At 47.8% G+C, this 15,286-nt stretch carries 16 protein-coding genes and 1 other RNA gene; 15 read left to right on the forward strand and 2 right to left on the reverse strand.

The window, feature by feature from the left end; translation table 11 throughout:
• Positions 1-32: 32 nt before the first annotated feature.
• Entirely contained in the window at positions 33-896 is an 864-nt protein-coding gene (locus EPH95_RS01645) for an SDR family oxidoreductase (RefSeq protein ID WP_227004003.1), read from the reverse strand.
• 68 nt (positions 897-964) lie between these two features.
• Here EPH95_RS01645 and recQ point away from each other — a divergent pair, with 68 nt between their 5' ends.
• Positions 965-2,731, forward strand: coding sequence for a DNA helicase RecQ (gene recQ, locus EPH95_RS01650; RefSeq protein WP_142086774.1), 1,767 nt, complete (start codon positions 965-967; stop codon positions 2,729-2,731).
• Positions 2,732-2,812: 81 nt separating this feature from the next.
• On the opposite strand, the gene EPH95_RS01655 is transcribed toward recQ, so the two are convergent.
• Entirely contained in the window at positions 2,813-3,790 is a 978-nt protein-coding gene (locus EPH95_RS01655) for an MBL fold metallo-hydrolase (RefSeq protein ID WP_160141542.1), read from the reverse strand.
• A 290-nt stretch (positions 3,791-4,080) separates the two neighbouring features.
• On the opposite strand from EPH95_RS01655, the gene EPH95_RS01660 reads away from it, so the two are divergent.
• From EPH95_RS01660 to rnpB, 14 genes are all read left to right on the forward strand, one after another.
• Positions 4,081-5,250 carry a betaine/proline/choline family ABC transporter ATP-binding protein gene (locus EPH95_RS01660; RefSeq protein WP_142086777.1) on the forward strand — a complete coding sequence of 390 codons (1,170 nt, stop codon included), beginning with the start codon at positions 4,081-4,083 and terminating at the stop codon, positions 5,248-5,250.
• Complete coding sequence (locus EPH95_RS01665) at positions 5,247-5,897, forward strand: ABC transporter permease (RefSeq protein WP_142086779.1); 651 nt, start codon at positions 5,247-5,249, stop codon at positions 5,895-5,897. The genes EPH95_RS01660 and EPH95_RS01665 overlap by 4 nt, the downstream gene beginning before the upstream one ends.
• A gap of 13 nt (positions 5,898-5,910) precedes the next feature.
• Positions 5,911-6,831 carry an osmoprotectant ABC transporter substrate-binding protein gene (locus EPH95_RS01670; RefSeq protein WP_319592807.1) on the forward strand — a complete coding sequence of 307 codons (921 nt, stop codon included), beginning with the start codon at positions 5,911-5,913 and terminating at the stop codon, positions 6,829-6,831.
• A gap of 33 nt (positions 6,832-6,864) precedes the next feature.
• Positions 6,865-7,551: an ABC transporter permease gene (locus EPH95_RS01675; RefSeq protein WP_142086781.1), complete on the forward strand. Its 687-nt coding sequence runs from the start codon at positions 6,865-6,867 to the stop codon at positions 7,549-7,551.
• Positions 7,552-7,625: 74 nt separating this feature from the next.
• Positions 7,626-7,769 carry a hypothetical protein gene (locus EPH95_RS18575; RefSeq protein WP_160141543.1) on the forward strand — a complete coding sequence of 48 codons (144 nt, stop codon included), beginning with the start codon at positions 7,626-7,628 and terminating at the stop codon, positions 7,767-7,769.
• Between the two features lie 96 nt (positions 7,770-7,865).
• The gene (locus tag EPH95_RS19585) at positions 7,866-8,438 is read left to right on the forward strand and encodes a chorismate-binding protein (RefSeq protein ID WP_160141544.1); all 573 of its coding nucleotides are present in this window, start codon (positions 7,866-7,868) and stop codon (positions 8,436-8,438) included.
• Entirely contained in the window at positions 8,360-8,914 is a 555-nt protein-coding gene (locus tag EPH95_RS19590; RefSeq protein ID WP_160141545.1) for a chorismate-binding protein, read from the forward strand. Before EPH95_RS19585 ends, EPH95_RS19590 begins: the two co-directional genes overlap by 79 nt.
• The gene (locus EPH95_RS01690) at positions 8,911-9,603 is read left to right on the forward strand and encodes an aminotransferase class IV (protein WP_142086786.1); all 693 of its coding nucleotides are present in this window, start codon (positions 8,911-8,913) and stop codon (positions 9,601-9,603) included. Before EPH95_RS19590 ends, EPH95_RS01690 begins: the two co-directional genes overlap by 4 nt.
• A gap of 109 nt (positions 9,604-9,712) precedes the next feature.
• Positions 9,713-11,965 carry a DEAD/DEAH box helicase gene (locus EPH95_RS01695; protein WP_142086788.1) on the forward strand — a complete coding sequence of 751 codons (2,253 nt, stop codon included), beginning with the start codon at positions 9,713-9,715 and terminating at the stop codon, positions 11,963-11,965.
• Positions 11,966-11,985: 20 nt separating this feature from the next.
• On the forward strand, positions 11,986-13,230 hold the full coding sequence (locus EPH95_RS01700; protein WP_142086790.1) for a ribonuclease H-like domain-containing protein: 1,245 nt from the start codon (positions 11,986-11,988) through the stop codon (positions 13,228-13,230).
• Positions 13,231-13,416: 186 nt separating this feature from the next.
• Positions 13,417-13,770: a CotD family spore coat protein gene (locus tag EPH95_RS01705; RefSeq protein ID WP_227004004.1), complete on the forward strand. Its 354-nt coding sequence runs from the start codon at positions 13,417-13,419 to the stop codon at positions 13,768-13,770.
• A 162-nt stretch (positions 13,771-13,932) separates the two neighbouring features.
• Entirely contained in the window at positions 13,933-14,301 is a 369-nt protein-coding gene (gene gpsB, locus EPH95_RS01710; RefSeq protein ID WP_142086792.1) for a cell division regulator GpsB, read from the forward strand.
• Positions 14,298-14,702, forward strand: a complete 405-nt coding sequence (locus tag EPH95_RS01715) for a ribonuclease HI family protein (RefSeq protein ID WP_142086794.1) — start codon at positions 14,298-14,300, stop codon at positions 14,700-14,702. Before gpsB ends, EPH95_RS01715 begins: the two co-directional genes overlap by 4 nt.
• A gap of 59 nt (positions 14,703-14,761) precedes the next feature.
• An RNA gene (rnpB, locus tag EPH95_RS01720) (RNase P RNA component class B) lies at positions 14,762-15,140 on the forward strand.
• Positions 15,141-15,286: the final 146 nt, after the last annotated feature.

Here is a 15,286-nt window from a genome sequence, read left to right on the forward strand (position 1 = left end):
TTCATGGCTTTCCTTTTTTCGGAGGGGAAATTTTACTGCCGGTAACCGTCTATCGCAAACCCTCTTCGTTCGATCTCTATTTCGCTCCATGCCCACAAATCTTTCGCAAGTGCTGCGTCCAATGCTGTCCCTTTCAACGCCTGTCGTTTTCCGCCATTGTAGTAATATCCGCCGTTCACCAATTCGCGGGTTGAGGCCAAGTAAATACTCGTTTGCGCGCCTTCCCGCGCTGTTTTCAGAAAAGGGCGCAAGACATTATGAATCGTTTGACCGAAACCCGTTTCGCGATCTACTCCGATTTGGGTGCTTGCCCCGCCCGGATGGACACTCACAGCGTTGACAAAAGTTGTCTTCAATCGCCTGGCCAGCTCCGTAGTAAACAAGACATTGGCAAGCTTGGAGCGCGCATACCCTTTCCAGATCCCAAACGTCTCTAAATGCGGATCAGCAAAATCGATCATTCCCCATTTGTAAGCACCGGAAGAAAGGGTAATAATGCGGGCGTTGTCCTTTCCATTAAGTAATGGCAACAGCTGCATTGTTAAATAAAAATGACCAATATGGTTGACGCCGAGCATCTTTTCAAAACCATCTTCGGTGCTTTCCCGATTTACGGTTACGACGCCGGCATTATTCATTAAAGCATAAAGATGTCCGTGTTTTTCACGGTAGCTTTGGGCAAAGGCGTGGATGCTCGCGAGGGAACCCAAATCACAATGTTCTACATCCAGATGGGCCTGCGGAATGCGTGCGAGAATATCCGTTTTGGCGTCTTTTCCCCGTTGCATGTCCCGGCTAGCGATCGTCACATGCGCGCCTCTCGCCGCTAATACTTCTGCTGTTTCTTTTCCAATCCCGCCACTTGCTCCGGTGATGATAATTTTTTTGCCTTGCACTGAAAAGTTTCCCTCGCTATGATAAGATGGTAGATTCATTTTATCGCAACCTTTCTGGGAGGATCTCAATGTTAACGAAAGCGCGGCAGCTGCTGCACACCTACTATGGGTATAATGATTTTCGCCCCGGCCAAGAAGCGATCATTCATTCCATTTTTAACGGAGAGCACACGATGGGGATTATGCCTACCGGAGGCGGAAAATCCGTTTGTTATCAACTGCCATCGCTCGTTTTGGATGGATTGACGATTGTTATTTCCCCGTTGATTTCCTTAATGAAGGACCAGGTTGATGAAATTCAGGAACATGGCATTTCCGCGACCTATTTAAATAGTTCCCTATCCTATGAAGACATGCAGGAGAGGTTAAGTGACGTGCAAGCCGGAAAATATTCTTTATTATACTTGGCGCCGGAACGATTAACCGCCCCCTATTTTTTGGCCCGCATCCAATCCATGCCAATCTCTTTGGTAGCCATTGATGAAGCACATTGCCTGTCGCAATGGGGCCATGATTTTCGTCCGAGTTATCTGGATATCCCTTATTTTATCAATCAACTGCAATCTGAGCCAGTGATTTTAGCGCTGACGGCTACGGCAACGCCCACGGTAGCTGAGGATGTGTGCAATTCCCTCGGAATTCCGTCCGTAAATATCGTAAAGACCGGGTTTGCCCGCGATAATCTCGCCTTCACTGTCATTAAAGGGCAAGACCGGGATGCGTACATCCAAAATTATGTTGAAAACAACCAAAACGAGTCGGGGATTATTTACGCGACAACGAGAAAAGAAGTGGAACGTATTGCTCATCGCCTAAAAGCGAAGGGATTTCACGCGGGGTATTACCATGGGGGGATGGAAGCAAATGCCCGTGCTGAAAGTCAAGAGGCATTCGTTTACGATGAAATTAACGTGATGGTAGCGACAAATGCATTTGGGATGGGGATTAACAAACCCGATGTGAGATATGTTATCCACGCGCAAATCCCAAGGACGATGGAAGCGTACTATCAAGAGGCGGGGAGGGCAGGAAGGGATGGCGAAAACAGCGATTGCATTTTATTGTTTTCCCCCCAAGATATCCAAATCCAGCAATTCCTGCTCGATCAATCCCAGCTTGATGAACATCGAAAAGCGAACGAATTCCGCAAGCTGCGGGAGATGGTTAATTACTGCCACACCGAATCTTGTTTGCAAGCTTACATTCTTGACTATTTCGGTGAAGAAGCCCCTGCCGATTGCAAGCGATGTTTCCATTGCACGGATGAACGCAATGTCATAGACGTCACCAAAGACGCCCAAATGGTGTTGTCATGCATTAAACGAATGAAAGAAAGATTTGGGAAAACGATCATTGCCCAGGTGCTTACAGGATCCGGCAATCAAAAGATAAAAGACTTGCGTTTTGATCAATTATCCACGTACGGCCTCATGAAAGGGGAGTCCCAAAAAGCGGTCGTCGCATTTATTGATTTTTTAACCGCCCATCGATATTTAACGCTCACCCAAGGGCAATACCCTGTATTGCAGCTAAGCGAAAAATCAGTGACGATACTCAAAGGCGAGCAAAAGGTGATGAAAAAAGAGGACGCAACCGCCAAAGCACAAGCCACGGATGACGATCCTCTTTTCCATCGATTGCGGGAGCTGAGAACCGTGCTTGCAAAAAAACATAAAATCGCCCCGTATATGGTGTTTTCCGATCAAACCCTTAAAGAAATGTCCGGCAAGCAACCCGCTACAAAAGCAGATATGCTTGCCATTAAAGGAGTCGGCGAACATAAATATGAAGCATACGGAGAAGACTTTTTGGTAGAGATTCATGGGGTACTATAACCAATGAAAAGCCGCAAGATCCTGTTGGATATGCGGCTATTGTGCTTTTTAGCCCCGATCCGTCCGTGTTTGCATGATGTCCTATTCTTTTTCAGCTACGCCCCGAACATAATAATCGCTGTATTCCGGCGCTGCAAAATGGTGATCGAGAAACGAACGGTAGGGATCCTCATAATAATTGTTTTGGTTTGCAAGGCGTTTCAAATGTTTGGCAATCCCCATGATTTCAAAGTCCAAGAGTGGCGGAGCCATATCCAAGTTTCTTTTTAAGTAAAATACTTCACGATAAATGAGGTCCTCGATAGACGTGCCCTCTTCCAATAAGCGGATGATTTTCTGTTCGCGCTTTTCGATGATTGCCAAGTACCGGCGGAGCGCTTCTTCGTATTCCGAACGGGAAAAGGTTCCTTTGTGATGAAACGTCACATAGTAATCGGCGTCGATGTCCAACGTTCGTTCACCGGAAGCAATGAATTCGTCGATGTCCGAATCGGCATTATTGTACCACGGCCCGAAAGACGTTAAATCATAGTCACCCACGACAAGCACCCCGTCGTCTGGAAAGTAGGGGCAACAATAGCTTTCGCAATGCCCGGGCGTATAAAGCATTTGCACGTTGTTTCCTGCGATCATCATGGGTGTTTCATAAGGATAAAGGTTTTTCTCTCTCGCGATCACATCTTGAAATGGTTGAGTGTCCTTGTTGTTTTTGACCCACTGTTCAACAGTGCCCGCCCCTTTTAGAGCGTATATTCCCATCGCCTTCGCAAGGGATTCCAAATCATTCAATTTATACTCGTCAACGGCATTCACCCACATTGCTGCCTCCGGGAAATGGGGAACGCCTTTTATGTGATCAATATGATAATGGGTGATAAAGATGTCCTGAATGTCATGATGCTCATGGATATAAGCGTATCCTTCTTTTCCCGTGCCAATATCTACGAGTGCATCCCTTTCCCTGTTCTTCCCTTTTACGACAATACTCGTGGAATAGGGAACTTTGCTGTTTCGCCTTCCTTTCACCAATTCCAGATTCCCAATTTTATCTATGTCCATCTTTTTCATTCCTCCTGTGCTGAATGACGATTCAGTACGTAGCAATAAGATGATTGTACCGCTTATGAAAGGTTTCGTAAACAAAAGCACGTGATTATCCGAGCATCAAGCAGATATTTCTACATATATGGAGGATTGTTAGCATAGCCCTTGCATGCTCAAGCTCATAATCGGTCAATCGGCATTAATAATACATGTGGATAAGAATGCGTGTTGATTATTCGACAATTTTTGATAAGCTACTCTTTGTATCCTAACGTTTCAGTTAGCTGCATGGAGGTGGCGGATCATTGTTAACATTTGAAAATGTGTCAAAGGTTTATAAAGGCGGCACTTACGCCGTTAAAAATCTTTCTTTTGCATTTGAAAAAGGCGAATTTATTGTATTTATCGGACCGAGTGGTTGCGGCAAAACAACAACCATGAAAATGATTAATCGTTTGATCGACCCGACGGAAGGCGTTATTTCCATTGACGGGAAAGACGCAAGCAGCCAAGATGCGGTAAAACTGCGCAGAGACATCGGCTATGTTATTCAGCAAATTGGGTTGTTTCCGCATATGACCATTCAGGAAAATGTAACGCTCGTTCCGAAATTAATGAACTGGCCAAAAGAAAAAAGAAGAGAACGCGCGAAAGAACTGTTGGAACTTGTAGATATGGGAGAGGAATATCTGGCTCGCTATCCAAATGAATTGAGCGGCGGCCAACAACAGCGGATCGGCGTGCTCCGCGCACTCGCCGCTAACCCGCCGCTTATTTTAATGGACGAACCTTTCGGCGCGCTTGACCCTATTACCCGTGACACGTTGCAAGATGAATTTAAAAGGTTGCAGCAACGTTTGAACAAAACCATTGTTTTTGTCACCCATGACATGGACGAAGCATTGAAACTGGCCGATCGCATGGTGATCCTTCGGGACGGCGAACTCGTACAATTGGGCACTCCCGATGAGATATTGGCTTCCCCTGCGAACGAATTCGTGGAAGAATTTATCGGGAAAGACCGTCTCCTGCAAAGCCGCGCGACTGTTCAAACCGTGGAACAGCTCATGATCGAGAACCCCATAACCATCGAAGAAAAACAAACGGCTTCGGAAGCGGTGCAAATCATGCGGGACAAACGCGTGGACTCCTTGCTCGTCACCGATGAAAAAGGGGTTCTGAAAGGGTATGTGGATATTGAAATCATTGAAGCAAACCGAAAAACCTCCGAGCTTATTGCAGACATTCACTTGACGAAACTGCACACGGTGAATAAAGATGCCCGTGTCAGAAACTCGGTCAGCCGAATTTTAAAACTGGGAACCAGTTATGTGCCGGTCGTCGATGACGAGGTGCGATTAGTCGGCATCCTCACGCGCGCGTCGCTTGTTGACCTTGTTTACGAATCGATTTGGGGTGTCGAAGCGATGAAAACCGATGAACAAGCGGCGACCCTGGAGGAGACGATTCTATGAATGCGGTGATTGACTTTTTACAAACCCACGGGGGAGAAATGCTGTTCTTAATCGGGCAACATTTATTTATTACGCTTAGCGCCCTCCTTCTCGGCATTATCGTTGCTGTTCCCCTTGGCGTGGCCTTAAACAAAGTGCCGTCAAAGCTTGGCAATTTTGTCATCGGGGTCGTCAGCATCCTGCAAACGTTTCCGAGTCTCGCGATTTTGGCATTTGTGATCCCGTTTCTCGGCGTAGGAATGTTCCCCGCGATTGTGGCCCTTTTTGTCTATTCATTGCTCCCGATATTGCGAAATACGTATGTCGGGATTCGCGGCGTGAATCCTGCGCTCAATGAATCCGGCAAAGGGATGGGAATGAGCGCCTGGGAACGCGTCCGTTATGTAGAATTGCCGCTCGCCACGCCGATCATTATGTCAGGCATTCGCCTCGCGACCGTCTATCTCGTTGGTTGGGCGACCCTGGCCGCGTTTATCGGTGGTGGGGGATTGGGCGAATTTATCTTTAATGGCCTTAACCTCTATCAACCTGAATTCATCATCGCAGGCGCAATTCCCGTAACTTTAATGGCGTTGTTCTTCGAATTTATTCTATCAAAAATGGAAAAAGGCATGACCCCGAAAGGGCTAAAAACAGTTGCAGCTTAAGGAGGTGCCGTCCGTGGCAACGAAAGAAATGAGGCGAAGGCTGATGGCAACGATGCTCGGGATAGGTGTGATCGGCGGCTGTTCGCTGCCCGGCCTCGGTGGCGGCGGTGGAGAAGAAACGGTCACGATTGGCATGCAAGATACATCGGAATCGCAAATTTTAGGGAATATGATTCGCATTTTGATCGAAAGAGAGACCGACGCAAGCGTGGAGATGATTAATAATCTCGGAACATCCGTCGTCGTTCATGAAGCCATGATGAACAATGACATTAATATTTCCGCATCCCGCTACACCGGCACGGATATTGCAGCAGCTCTGGACGAGGAACCGGTGATGGATCCGGATGAAGCGATGGATTATGTGGTGGAAGCGTTCGATGAACGTTTTGATCAAACTTGGTTTCCATCTTACGGCTTTGACAATTCCTATGCATTTACGATCCGCGAAGAGCTGGCCGAAGAGGAAGGGATAGAAACGGTATCCGACTTGGAAGAAATCGCGGCCAACGCGGCAGTGGGCGTTGACACGAACTGGTTAACCCGCGAAGGCGACGGTTACCCTGCTTTTCAGGAAACATATGGCTATGAATTCGACAATATCAGCCCGATGCAAATCGGACTCGTGTACGATGCACTCGCGAGCGGCAGCATGGATGTCGTTCTCGCTTACACATCCGATGGACGCATCGCCGCCTATGATCTTTTCTTATTGGAGGACGATGAACAATTTTTCCCTCCCTATGATGCTTCTGCGGTAGCAAGAAACGATGTGCTGGAGGCAAACCCAGGCGTTGAAGAAGCCATCTTGAAAATGGAAGACGAGCTTAGCACCGAACAAATGCAGGAATTGAACTACGAGGCGGATGCGGAGCTGCGCGAACCAGCAACCGTCGCGGAAGATTTCCTTGAAGCAAACAACTACTTTGAATAAGCGAATCATGTTTCTGGAAAAGGAGGTGCCGGAATGTTTGAAGTGATGGGAGATGTGATCAATTACTACGAGCAAAACTTTTCTTACATCGCCCGGGAATTTTATCGTCATTTCCTAATGGCCGCGTACGGAGTCCTATTTGCGGCGGTCGTTTCGATCCCGCTCGGTATCGTCATTGCCAGGTACGGGCGGTTGAGCAACTGGGTGATCCAGTTGGCCAACATTATTCAGACCATCCCGCATTTGGCGATGCTCTCCATCCTTATGCTTGCCATGGGACTAGGCGCAAATACCATCGTTGTCGCGCTCTTCCTGTATTCGATTTTGCCGATTGTCAAGAATACTTATACGGGTATCATGAATGTGGATCAAGTGTTGTTGGATTCCGGCAGAGCGATGGGGATGACGAAAGGGCAAATCCTGCGAATGGTGGAACTGCCCCTCGCCCTTTCCGTCATTATGGCGGGATTAAGAAACGCGCTCGTGATCGCGATCGGCATCGTCGCCATCGGGGCGTTTTTCGGGGCCGGTGGCTTAGGAGATATTATTATTCGCGGAACGAATGTTACCGACGGAACCGCGATTATTCTCGCCGGTGCGATTCCCACAGCTTTAATGGCGATCATCGCTGATCTTATCATGGGGACGTTGGAGAGAGTCCTGCACCCTGTGAAAACACCAAAACATAAAGAAGGTCCGGAGGAAGCGGAGCCGGCTTAAATGTCTATGAATGTGAATAATTTCCTCTCTTCAGGCATAGCATAGACTATGAAGTATTCACGGGAGGGGATGGAATGATGCCACTGACACGTGCGGAAATGGCCCGCCTTTTGGTTGAATTGTGCGGCATCCCAAAGGTCTTTTTGGAAAAAATGGACGAGGATGACGTTCGTCAATTGTTTGATGAAAGGCTCGGCCCTTTAAAAAAAGAAGCATAACCGTTTTGGAACAAGGAACGCGCCTTCGGGTAGCGTTCTTTTTTTATTTGTCATAAGCTGATAACAGCCACGATTCCGAAAGGAAGAATGACCAGGATGAACACTTTACGCAATGTAGCTATACAGATTGATTTCGCCGACAGTGCCCCTCTTTACTTTCAGGACCCTGTTACCATTATTGAAACGGATAATCCTGAAGAGGTGGACACATGCATGAGAAAGATTCAATCCGCTGTCGACAACGGTTTTTATGCCGCAGGTTATGTGGCCTATGAAGCGGCAGAGGGATTACGGCCGGAGTATCCCGTCGCACCCGGTGTTGAAACACCCCTTATTTGGTTTGGTATTTTTAAGTCACCTGCCGCTCCGCCTGAAGAACAGGGGAAGTGCCCCTTTCATTTATCGAATTGGAAGCTATCAACAACAGAGCGAGATTACGAAAAAAATATCGAACGCATTCGCCGGGCTATTTCGAGGGGAGAAACCTACCAGGTGAACTATACAGCACGCCTGAATGCACAGTTTCTCGGCTATGCCCGCTCCTTGTATGAACAATTGAAGGCCTCCCAGAAAGGGGGTACAGTGCGTATTTGCATACGGGACGGCACCAGATTCTTTCTGTCTCCCCGGAACTTTTTTTTCAGCGGAAGGGAAACCGTCTGTTTATGAAACCGATGAAAGGGACAACCGCGCGTGGAAAGAACGAAGATGACGACCAGCGACTGTTTGAGCAATTGCGAACGTCGGAAAAAGACCGGGCGGAAAACGTGATGATCGTTGACTTGCTTCGCAACGACTTGGGAGTGATCGCCGAAACGGGAACGGTAAGAACACCGGCACTTTTTGACATCGAGGCTTATCCGACGGTTTGGCAAATGACCTCGACGGTGGAAGCCGAGATCACCACAGACGTTGGCGTGGCCGATCTTTTTAAAGCTTTATTTCCTTGCGGATCAATCACAGGGGCACCTAAAAAAGAGACGATGAATAAAATTACACAATTGGAGAAGGAGCCACGGGGCGTTTACTGTGGATCCATCGGTTATCTCTCACCTAACGGGGACAGCACTTTCAATGTGGCGATCCGTACAGCGGTCATTGATGCGGAAAAGCAAAACATAACATACGGCACGGGGGAGGGGTGACGTGGGACTCTACGCCGCGTGGAGAGTATGAGGAAGCAATTATAAAGAGTAAAGTGATGACGGAACGGCATTATCCCTTTTCCTTAATTGAAAGTTTGCGCTTGGATAATGGGCATTTCCCATTTTTATCGGGGCATCAGCACCGGATGCAAGCCTCTGCCGAATGTTTCGGTTGGTCCTTTTCTTCCGGAGCGATGCGCAACGTGTTACACGCCTATGCGAAGGATCATTCGAAAGGCTGTTATAAAGTTCGTTTGTTGTACGAGCCCGACAAAGGTTTTTTTGTTGAAGGAAATGAACTGTCGAATGTCAAAGAACCGGTGAAGGTTGAACTTGCCAAACACGCCCTGCCATTTGACAATGTGTTTTCTTTCCATAAAACAACGGCCAGAGAGGCATTTGATCATTTGCGATCCTTATCAGCAGAAAGAACGTTTGATGTTTTGCTTTATAATGACGAACACAAACTTTTGGAATTTACGATTGGGAACGTGGTTGTTGAAAAAAACGGGGTATATACGACCCCGCCTTTGTCGCTCGGGTTATTGCCGGGTGTTTTTCGCCAACATCTATTAGAACAAGGAGTCATCCAGGAAGAAACGCTGTCGGTTTCAGATTTGGCACGTGCCGATCGAGTTTGGATGATCAATAGTGTTCGCGGTTGGTTGGAAGTGAATATCTTAGGGTAAAAAAATACAAACGAACGTTCTAATGTGTTATAATCTTAGAAAACTCGGCTTTTCGCCAAGCTTTTATGGCGAAAGCCTTAGTTGCCAAAATAAGGGGGGATAAAAAAGGATGAAGCAAAAACAAGACCTCCAAAGCTTGATTTCCGATCTAAAAACCGATGACCGCATCGTGCACTGGCACGAACAACCCGAAAAAGAGGCCCGTTACGCGGCGTTCCCTCCTTCGTTGAACGATACATTGGCGCATACCCTGGGAGAACGGGGGATCGAGGCTTTATACACGCATCAACGCGCCGCTTATGATGCCGTTGAAAGCGGAAAAAATATTGTAACGGTAACACCGACCGCATCAGGGAAAACGTTGTGCTACAATCTGCCTGTGCTTCAGGCGATCAGTGAAGATTCGGATACCCGCGCCATCTATTTATTTCCGACAAAAGCACTTGCACAGGACCAAAAAAGCGAAATGGCCGAGTGGATTGAAGCCACTGGTTTGAATATAAACAGTTATACATACGACGGTGATACAGCACCTGCCATACGCCAAAAGATTCGCCACGCCGGACATATCGTGATGACAAACCCGGATATGCTGCACACGTCCATTTTGCCCCATCACACAAAATGGGTTTCTTTGTTTGAAAAGCTCAAGTTTATCGTCGTTGACGAACTTCACACCTACCGAGGGGTATTCGGCAGCCATGTTGCCAATGTCATGCGGCGGCTGCTTCGATTGGCAAACTATTACGGAAGCACGCCGCAATTCATTACAACATCCGCAACGATTCGCAACCCGAAGGCGCTCGCCGAGCAATTAACCGGGAGCAACTTTTCCCTCATTGATAACAACGGCGCGCCGCAAGGCAAAAAGCATTTAGCCTTGTACAACCCGCCGGTGGTCAATCATTCGTTAAACGTTCGGCGCAGTGCCTCCAAAGAAGTGCGTACACTCGCAAAAAGATTTCTCGAAGCGAAATCTCAAGTCATCGTTTTCGCTCGCAGCCGGGTGCGTGTCGAAGTCATCTACAGCGATTTGCAATCGTTAATCAAAGATGATTACGGACCTGCCTCGATCCGCGCGTACCGTGGCGGTTATTTGCCGAATGAGCGCCGGGCCATCGAACGAGGCTTACGCGAAGGATCCATCCGCGGCGTTGTCAGCACAAATGCGCTGGAGCTGGGCATGGACATCGGGCAATTAGAAGTGTGCATCATGACCGGATACCCAGGTTCCGTTTCCAGCCTTTGGCAACAAGCCGGACGCGCGGGGCGCAGGCAAGAAGAATCACTCGTCGTCATGGTGGCGGGATCCGCGCCAATCGACCAATATGTGATGCAACATCCCGAGTATTTATTGGACGCCCCTGTCGAGGAAGCGCGAATCGAACCGAATAATTTGATCATCTTGATCGACCACCTGAAATGCGCGGCATATGAACTGTCTTTTCGAGACGGTGACACGTTTGGCGGTGTGCCGATCGACGATATGATGGATTACTTGGCAGAAGAACGGGTCGTGCACAAGCGGAAAAACACTTGGTACTGGATGAACGAGGCGTTTCCGGCACACGGGATCAGCTTGCGTTCCGCCTCCCAGGAAAATATCGTCATCATTGACACCACGATAGAGGGAAGCGCAAAAGTCATTGGGGAAATGGACCGCTTCAGCGCCATGACGCTGTTGCATGAAGAAGCGATTTACATGCACCAAGGAAATCAATACCAAGTGGAAACGCTCGATTGGGAAGAAAAGAAAGCGTATGTTCGATTGGTGGAAGTTGAATACTTTACCGATGCGAGTTTAAATGTAAAATTAACCGTGATCGAGACGGACGAAGCGAAGCGTCATCATCATCACAATGCAGCTTTTGGCGATGTGGCCGTAACGATCATGCCGTCCATTTTTAAAAAAATAAAGCTATCAACTTATGAAAATATCGGCTCCGGACCGATCCATCTGCCACAGGAAGACATTCATACCGCCGGCACATGGATTGATTTTGACGAAGAATGGCTGCTTACATTCGGCAAGCAAAAATTCGAGCGGATGCTTGTCTCTTTTTCCCAGGTCGCGCACCAATTAGGCGCTGTGCTTACGATGAGCGATCGCGGCGACCTTCATGTCGCCGCGCAAATTAAAGCGGATCATTCGGAGAAACCGGCCGTTTTTATCTATGATCATTATCCCGGCGGCATTGGCCTTGCCGCTCAATTGTATAAACGGATGGATGAGCTCATTTCCCGAAGCGCAACGCTGATTCACGATTGCCCTTGCGAGGACGGATGTCCCTCCTGCATTGGCACAAGCGAAGAACAAGGGCTAAAGCAAGATGTCTATCGATGGCTGTCTACATTAGTTTGAACAAAGGAATGGGATAAACGATGGATATCCAAAAAAAATTACAGCGGTTAAAACCGCATATCAATCGTTCCCAACCGGAGGAGGTGCCCGTTGCCGAGCCGGACATCTCCGAAAAGGAATGGCGAGATGTACAAGGCGAGGTGCTCACCTTCGAAGAAGGGTATGCGGTCCGGCGACGAAAACGTTATGCCATTTCCCATAACCACGGCTGTCACGCCTTCAAAGAACTGGGGAATATTATTGACGTTTGGAAGGAGACAGGGGTTGAAGACCATCCTCTGGCGCCCGGAAGGGACCAAGAAGCGGAAGACTTGTTATTTCTCGATACGGAAACGACCGGGCTCAGCCACGGGGCGGGGAATATGATTTTTATGATTGGTACGGCTAGGTTGAGCGGGAAAGAAATCATTGTTGACCAGTATTTTTTGCCCGGGCCGGAACATGAAATCGCGTTTTACCATCATTTTTTACGGGATAAAACGTCGCTACACGCCCTCGTTACTTATAACGGGAAAGCGTTCGACTGGCCGCAGTTAAAAACGCGGCATACATTGCTGAGAGAAACGTTGCCGTCATTGCCTGCATTTGGCCATTTTGATCTATTGCATGCATCGCGGCGATTGTTCAAACACGAGCTTGCCTCTTGCAAGTTGGGAAATGTGGAAGAAGGCATTCTCGGCCTTTCCCGCGAGGAAGATACCCCCGGATACCTCGCCCCCATGTACTATCAAGATTTTTTATCCGTCGGCGACCCGTCCATTGTTGAAGGGGTTTTTCAGCATAATGAGCAAGACCTCTTATCATTGATTACCCTCTACATCGAGCTTTCGCACCGGGTGTTATCCGGCGGCGGAACATCGGAAGAAGCGTATGAAATTGCAAGATGGTGGCGGGACACGAAGCACTATACACGAGCGCTCGAAGCATACGGCGAAGTAAATGAACAAAGCGATTGTTATGAACAGGCGCTTTACGAACGCGGCCATCTTCTTAAAAAGACAAACCGGCATGCCGATAGTATAGCCCTTTTTCAAAAGGTCTTCGAGATGCAAGGAGATTTAGCCCCTAACGCGGCAGAAGCGCTCGCAATTTGGTATGAACATCATAAGAAAGATTACGGGCGTGCCTATCATTACAGCAAACGCGGCCAATGCTATCAAAACCAACTGCGGTCTTCGGTGCGGGAGGCAAAAAACGATGCATGGGAACACCGGCTGCAAAGGTTACGAAGGAAATTGGGAAATGAAGTTTCATTTCCGGGTTGATTATTTCCCGGGCAAGCGCATGATTCGCCAAATCCATGCCTTTGTTTGTAAAATCATCGCGGTTGATGTCCATTCATCGGAGGTTTTTTCGATGAAACTGCCCATGAAAAATAGGTCTTTGCATTATTCCTCCAGTTACCTATTCCTCATAAGGTAATAGTAGCCCTAAAAAAGGAGGAAATTGTAATGGGTTATAATAATTGGAATAACATGAACAACCAGAACCATTATAACTATCACCATCATGGCGGCAATAACGAGTTGCAAATGCAGCCTCAGCAGCATTGCCAACAAAAACCGATTGTTATGCCGGCCGTCGTCCACCCGCCAAAATGCAATGTCACCCACAGCATGCAGGAATATATTGTGCCTGAGGTGCATCCGTCGCATACTACGCATGTCAACCAAAGCGTCTATAAACACGTGCACAGTTATCCGCACAGCCAGGATCAGGTGGCCGATGCACATTCCGAACACTATCATTGCCCACCGGGACAACACGGACAGCAGAACGGAAATAATTGTAATCGTCCTTGGTAGAAGAGGCGCAGCCTTGATGATTGCCTTTCCTATTCATCTTCCATTTACCCGGCAGATCGAACGTCTGTCGGGACTTTTGAATGGCCCCCACAGCAAATTGACATTTCTCACGTCTTCTGAAAAAATAAGGATAAGATTTGAGAATACTAGCGCGGGGTGTGTATGATGCCAGCAAACGTTCAATTAGAGGCAAAAGAGATTCTTGAAAAAGAATTTAAAACGAGCATGAAAGGGTATAATAAAGAAGAAGTCGACCAATTTTTAGATACGATTATTCAAGACTATGAACGCTTCCGGGAACAGGTCGAAAAACTGGAGAAGGAAGTAGGACAATTACGAAAAATGCAATCATCAAGCATTTCGCAACGCTCCCAACGTTCCCAACCGGAGCCGGCGGAAGAAGCTACGGAAAGCAGAGCGCCGGCAGCACCGGCAGCAGCGGATACCTCGGCCGGGACCACCAATTACGATTTATTAAAACGTATTTCCAACCTGGAAAAAGAAGTATTTGGAAAGAAACTATCCGAATGACGACCGGGCAAGTGGTTCATGTCTATGTCGATGCCGCTTGTAATGGAGATCCCGGCACATGCGGACACGGCATTTTTATGAAACATCCAAATGGCCAAGTCGAAAGGAAAAAAGAACGTTCACAACTTACCCATATTCATGAAGCGGAATTTGCGGCCCTCTATGCAGGGATGAAATGGGCGAGGCATTTCGGCTATCATCAGGGGCGCTTTTTCACGGACTCCCAACTTGTTTTTGATGCCGTGAACGAAGGAGCAGTGAAACGTTCCCGGTACAAGCCCTTGCTGCATGACATCTTGCTCCTAAGTGCCGACTTTACACTGTTCATCGTGGACTGGCTTCCCACGCGCAAAAACAAAGAAGCCGACCGTTTGGCGAAAAAAGCTTGTTTTTACGCATAAAGTAAGTTGTTGCAAAAAATAGGAAAGCACGTTATAATACAGCTTGGTACATGCTGAAAACGTTCGGGCAATCGCTCTGTTCTTATGGGACAGAGAGGAAAGTCCATGCTCGCACAACCTTAAAGGGTTGTAACGATCGTGCCTGACGAAACGATAAGTCAGGGCAGTCCGGGTTCCCGGACTGACGGCGTAAGGAACACCTACGTTCTACCCAAGAATACGGTTATCCTTCTGAAAGTGCCACAGTGACGAAGTCTTCGTGGAAACGCGAAGAGTGGAACGCGGTAAACCCCGCGAGCGAGTAACCCAAAAATATGGTAGGGGCATTTTCCCCGTTGGAAACGACAGGGAAAGGCGAATGATTCGCAGATAGATGATTGCCATCCCCGTGCAAGGTGAACAGCCGTAGCACGGCGATACAGAACATGGCTTACAGAACGTTTTCAGCCTCTGGGACGACCCCGTATTCGGGGTTTTTTTCATATTTTATATTCGCTATTAAATCACGAAGAACACCAAATACAGATCGTTAAAACCAAGTTTTCCAATACTCACGGAAAAAAACAGGCGTCATGAAAGGACCC

The organism is Salicibibacter halophilus, assembly GCF_006740705.1.
GTDB classification, from domain to species: Bacteria; Bacillota; Bacilli; order Bacillales; family Marinococcaceae; genus Salicibibacter; species Salicibibacter halophilus.

What these genes read in the sequence shown, in the direction of transcription:
- recQ (WP_142086774.1), top strand. Translation starts at nt 965, where the DNA reads ATGTTAACGAAAGCGCGGCAGCTGCTGCACACCTACTATGGGTATAAT.
- EPH95_RS01655 (WP_160141542.1), bottom strand. Translation starts at nt 3,790, where the DNA reads ATGGACATAGATAAAATTGGGAATCTGGAATTGGTGAAAGGAAGGCGA.
- EPH95_RS01665 (WP_142086779.1), top strand. Translation starts at nt 5,247, where the DNA reads ATGAATGCGGTGATTGACTTTTTACAAACCCACGGGGGAGAAATGCTG.
- EPH95_RS01675 (WP_142086781.1), top strand. Translation starts at nt 6,865, where the DNA reads ATGTTTGAAGTGATGGGAGATGTGATCAATTACTACGAGCAAAACTTT.
- EPH95_RS18575 (WP_160141543.1), top strand. Translation starts at nt 7,626, where the DNA reads ATGATGCCACTGACACGTGCGGAAATGGCCCGCCTTTTGGTTGAATTG.
- EPH95_RS19585 (WP_160141544.1), top strand. Translation starts at nt 7,866, where the DNA reads ATGAACACTTTACGCAATGTAGCTATACAGATTGATTTCGCCGACAGT.
- EPH95_RS01695 (WP_142086788.1), top strand. Translation starts at nt 9,713, where the DNA reads ATGAAGCAAAAACAAGACCTCCAAAGCTTGATTTCCGATCTAAAAACC.
- EPH95_RS01700 (WP_142086790.1), top strand. Translation starts at nt 11,986, where the DNA reads ATGGATATCCAAAAAAAATTACAGCGGTTAAAACCGCATATCAATCGT.
- EPH95_RS01705 (WP_227004004.1), top strand. Translation starts at nt 13,417, where the DNA reads ATGGGTTATAATAATTGGAATAACATGAACAACCAGAACCATTATAAC.
- gpsB (WP_142086792.1), top strand. Translation starts at nt 13,933, where the DNA reads ATGATGCCAGCAAACGTTCAATTAGAGGCAAAAGAGATTCTTGAAAAA.
- EPH95_RS01715 (WP_142086794.1), top strand. Translation starts at nt 14,298, where the DNA reads ATGACGACCGGGCAAGTGGTTCATGTCTATGTCGATGCCGCTTGTAAT.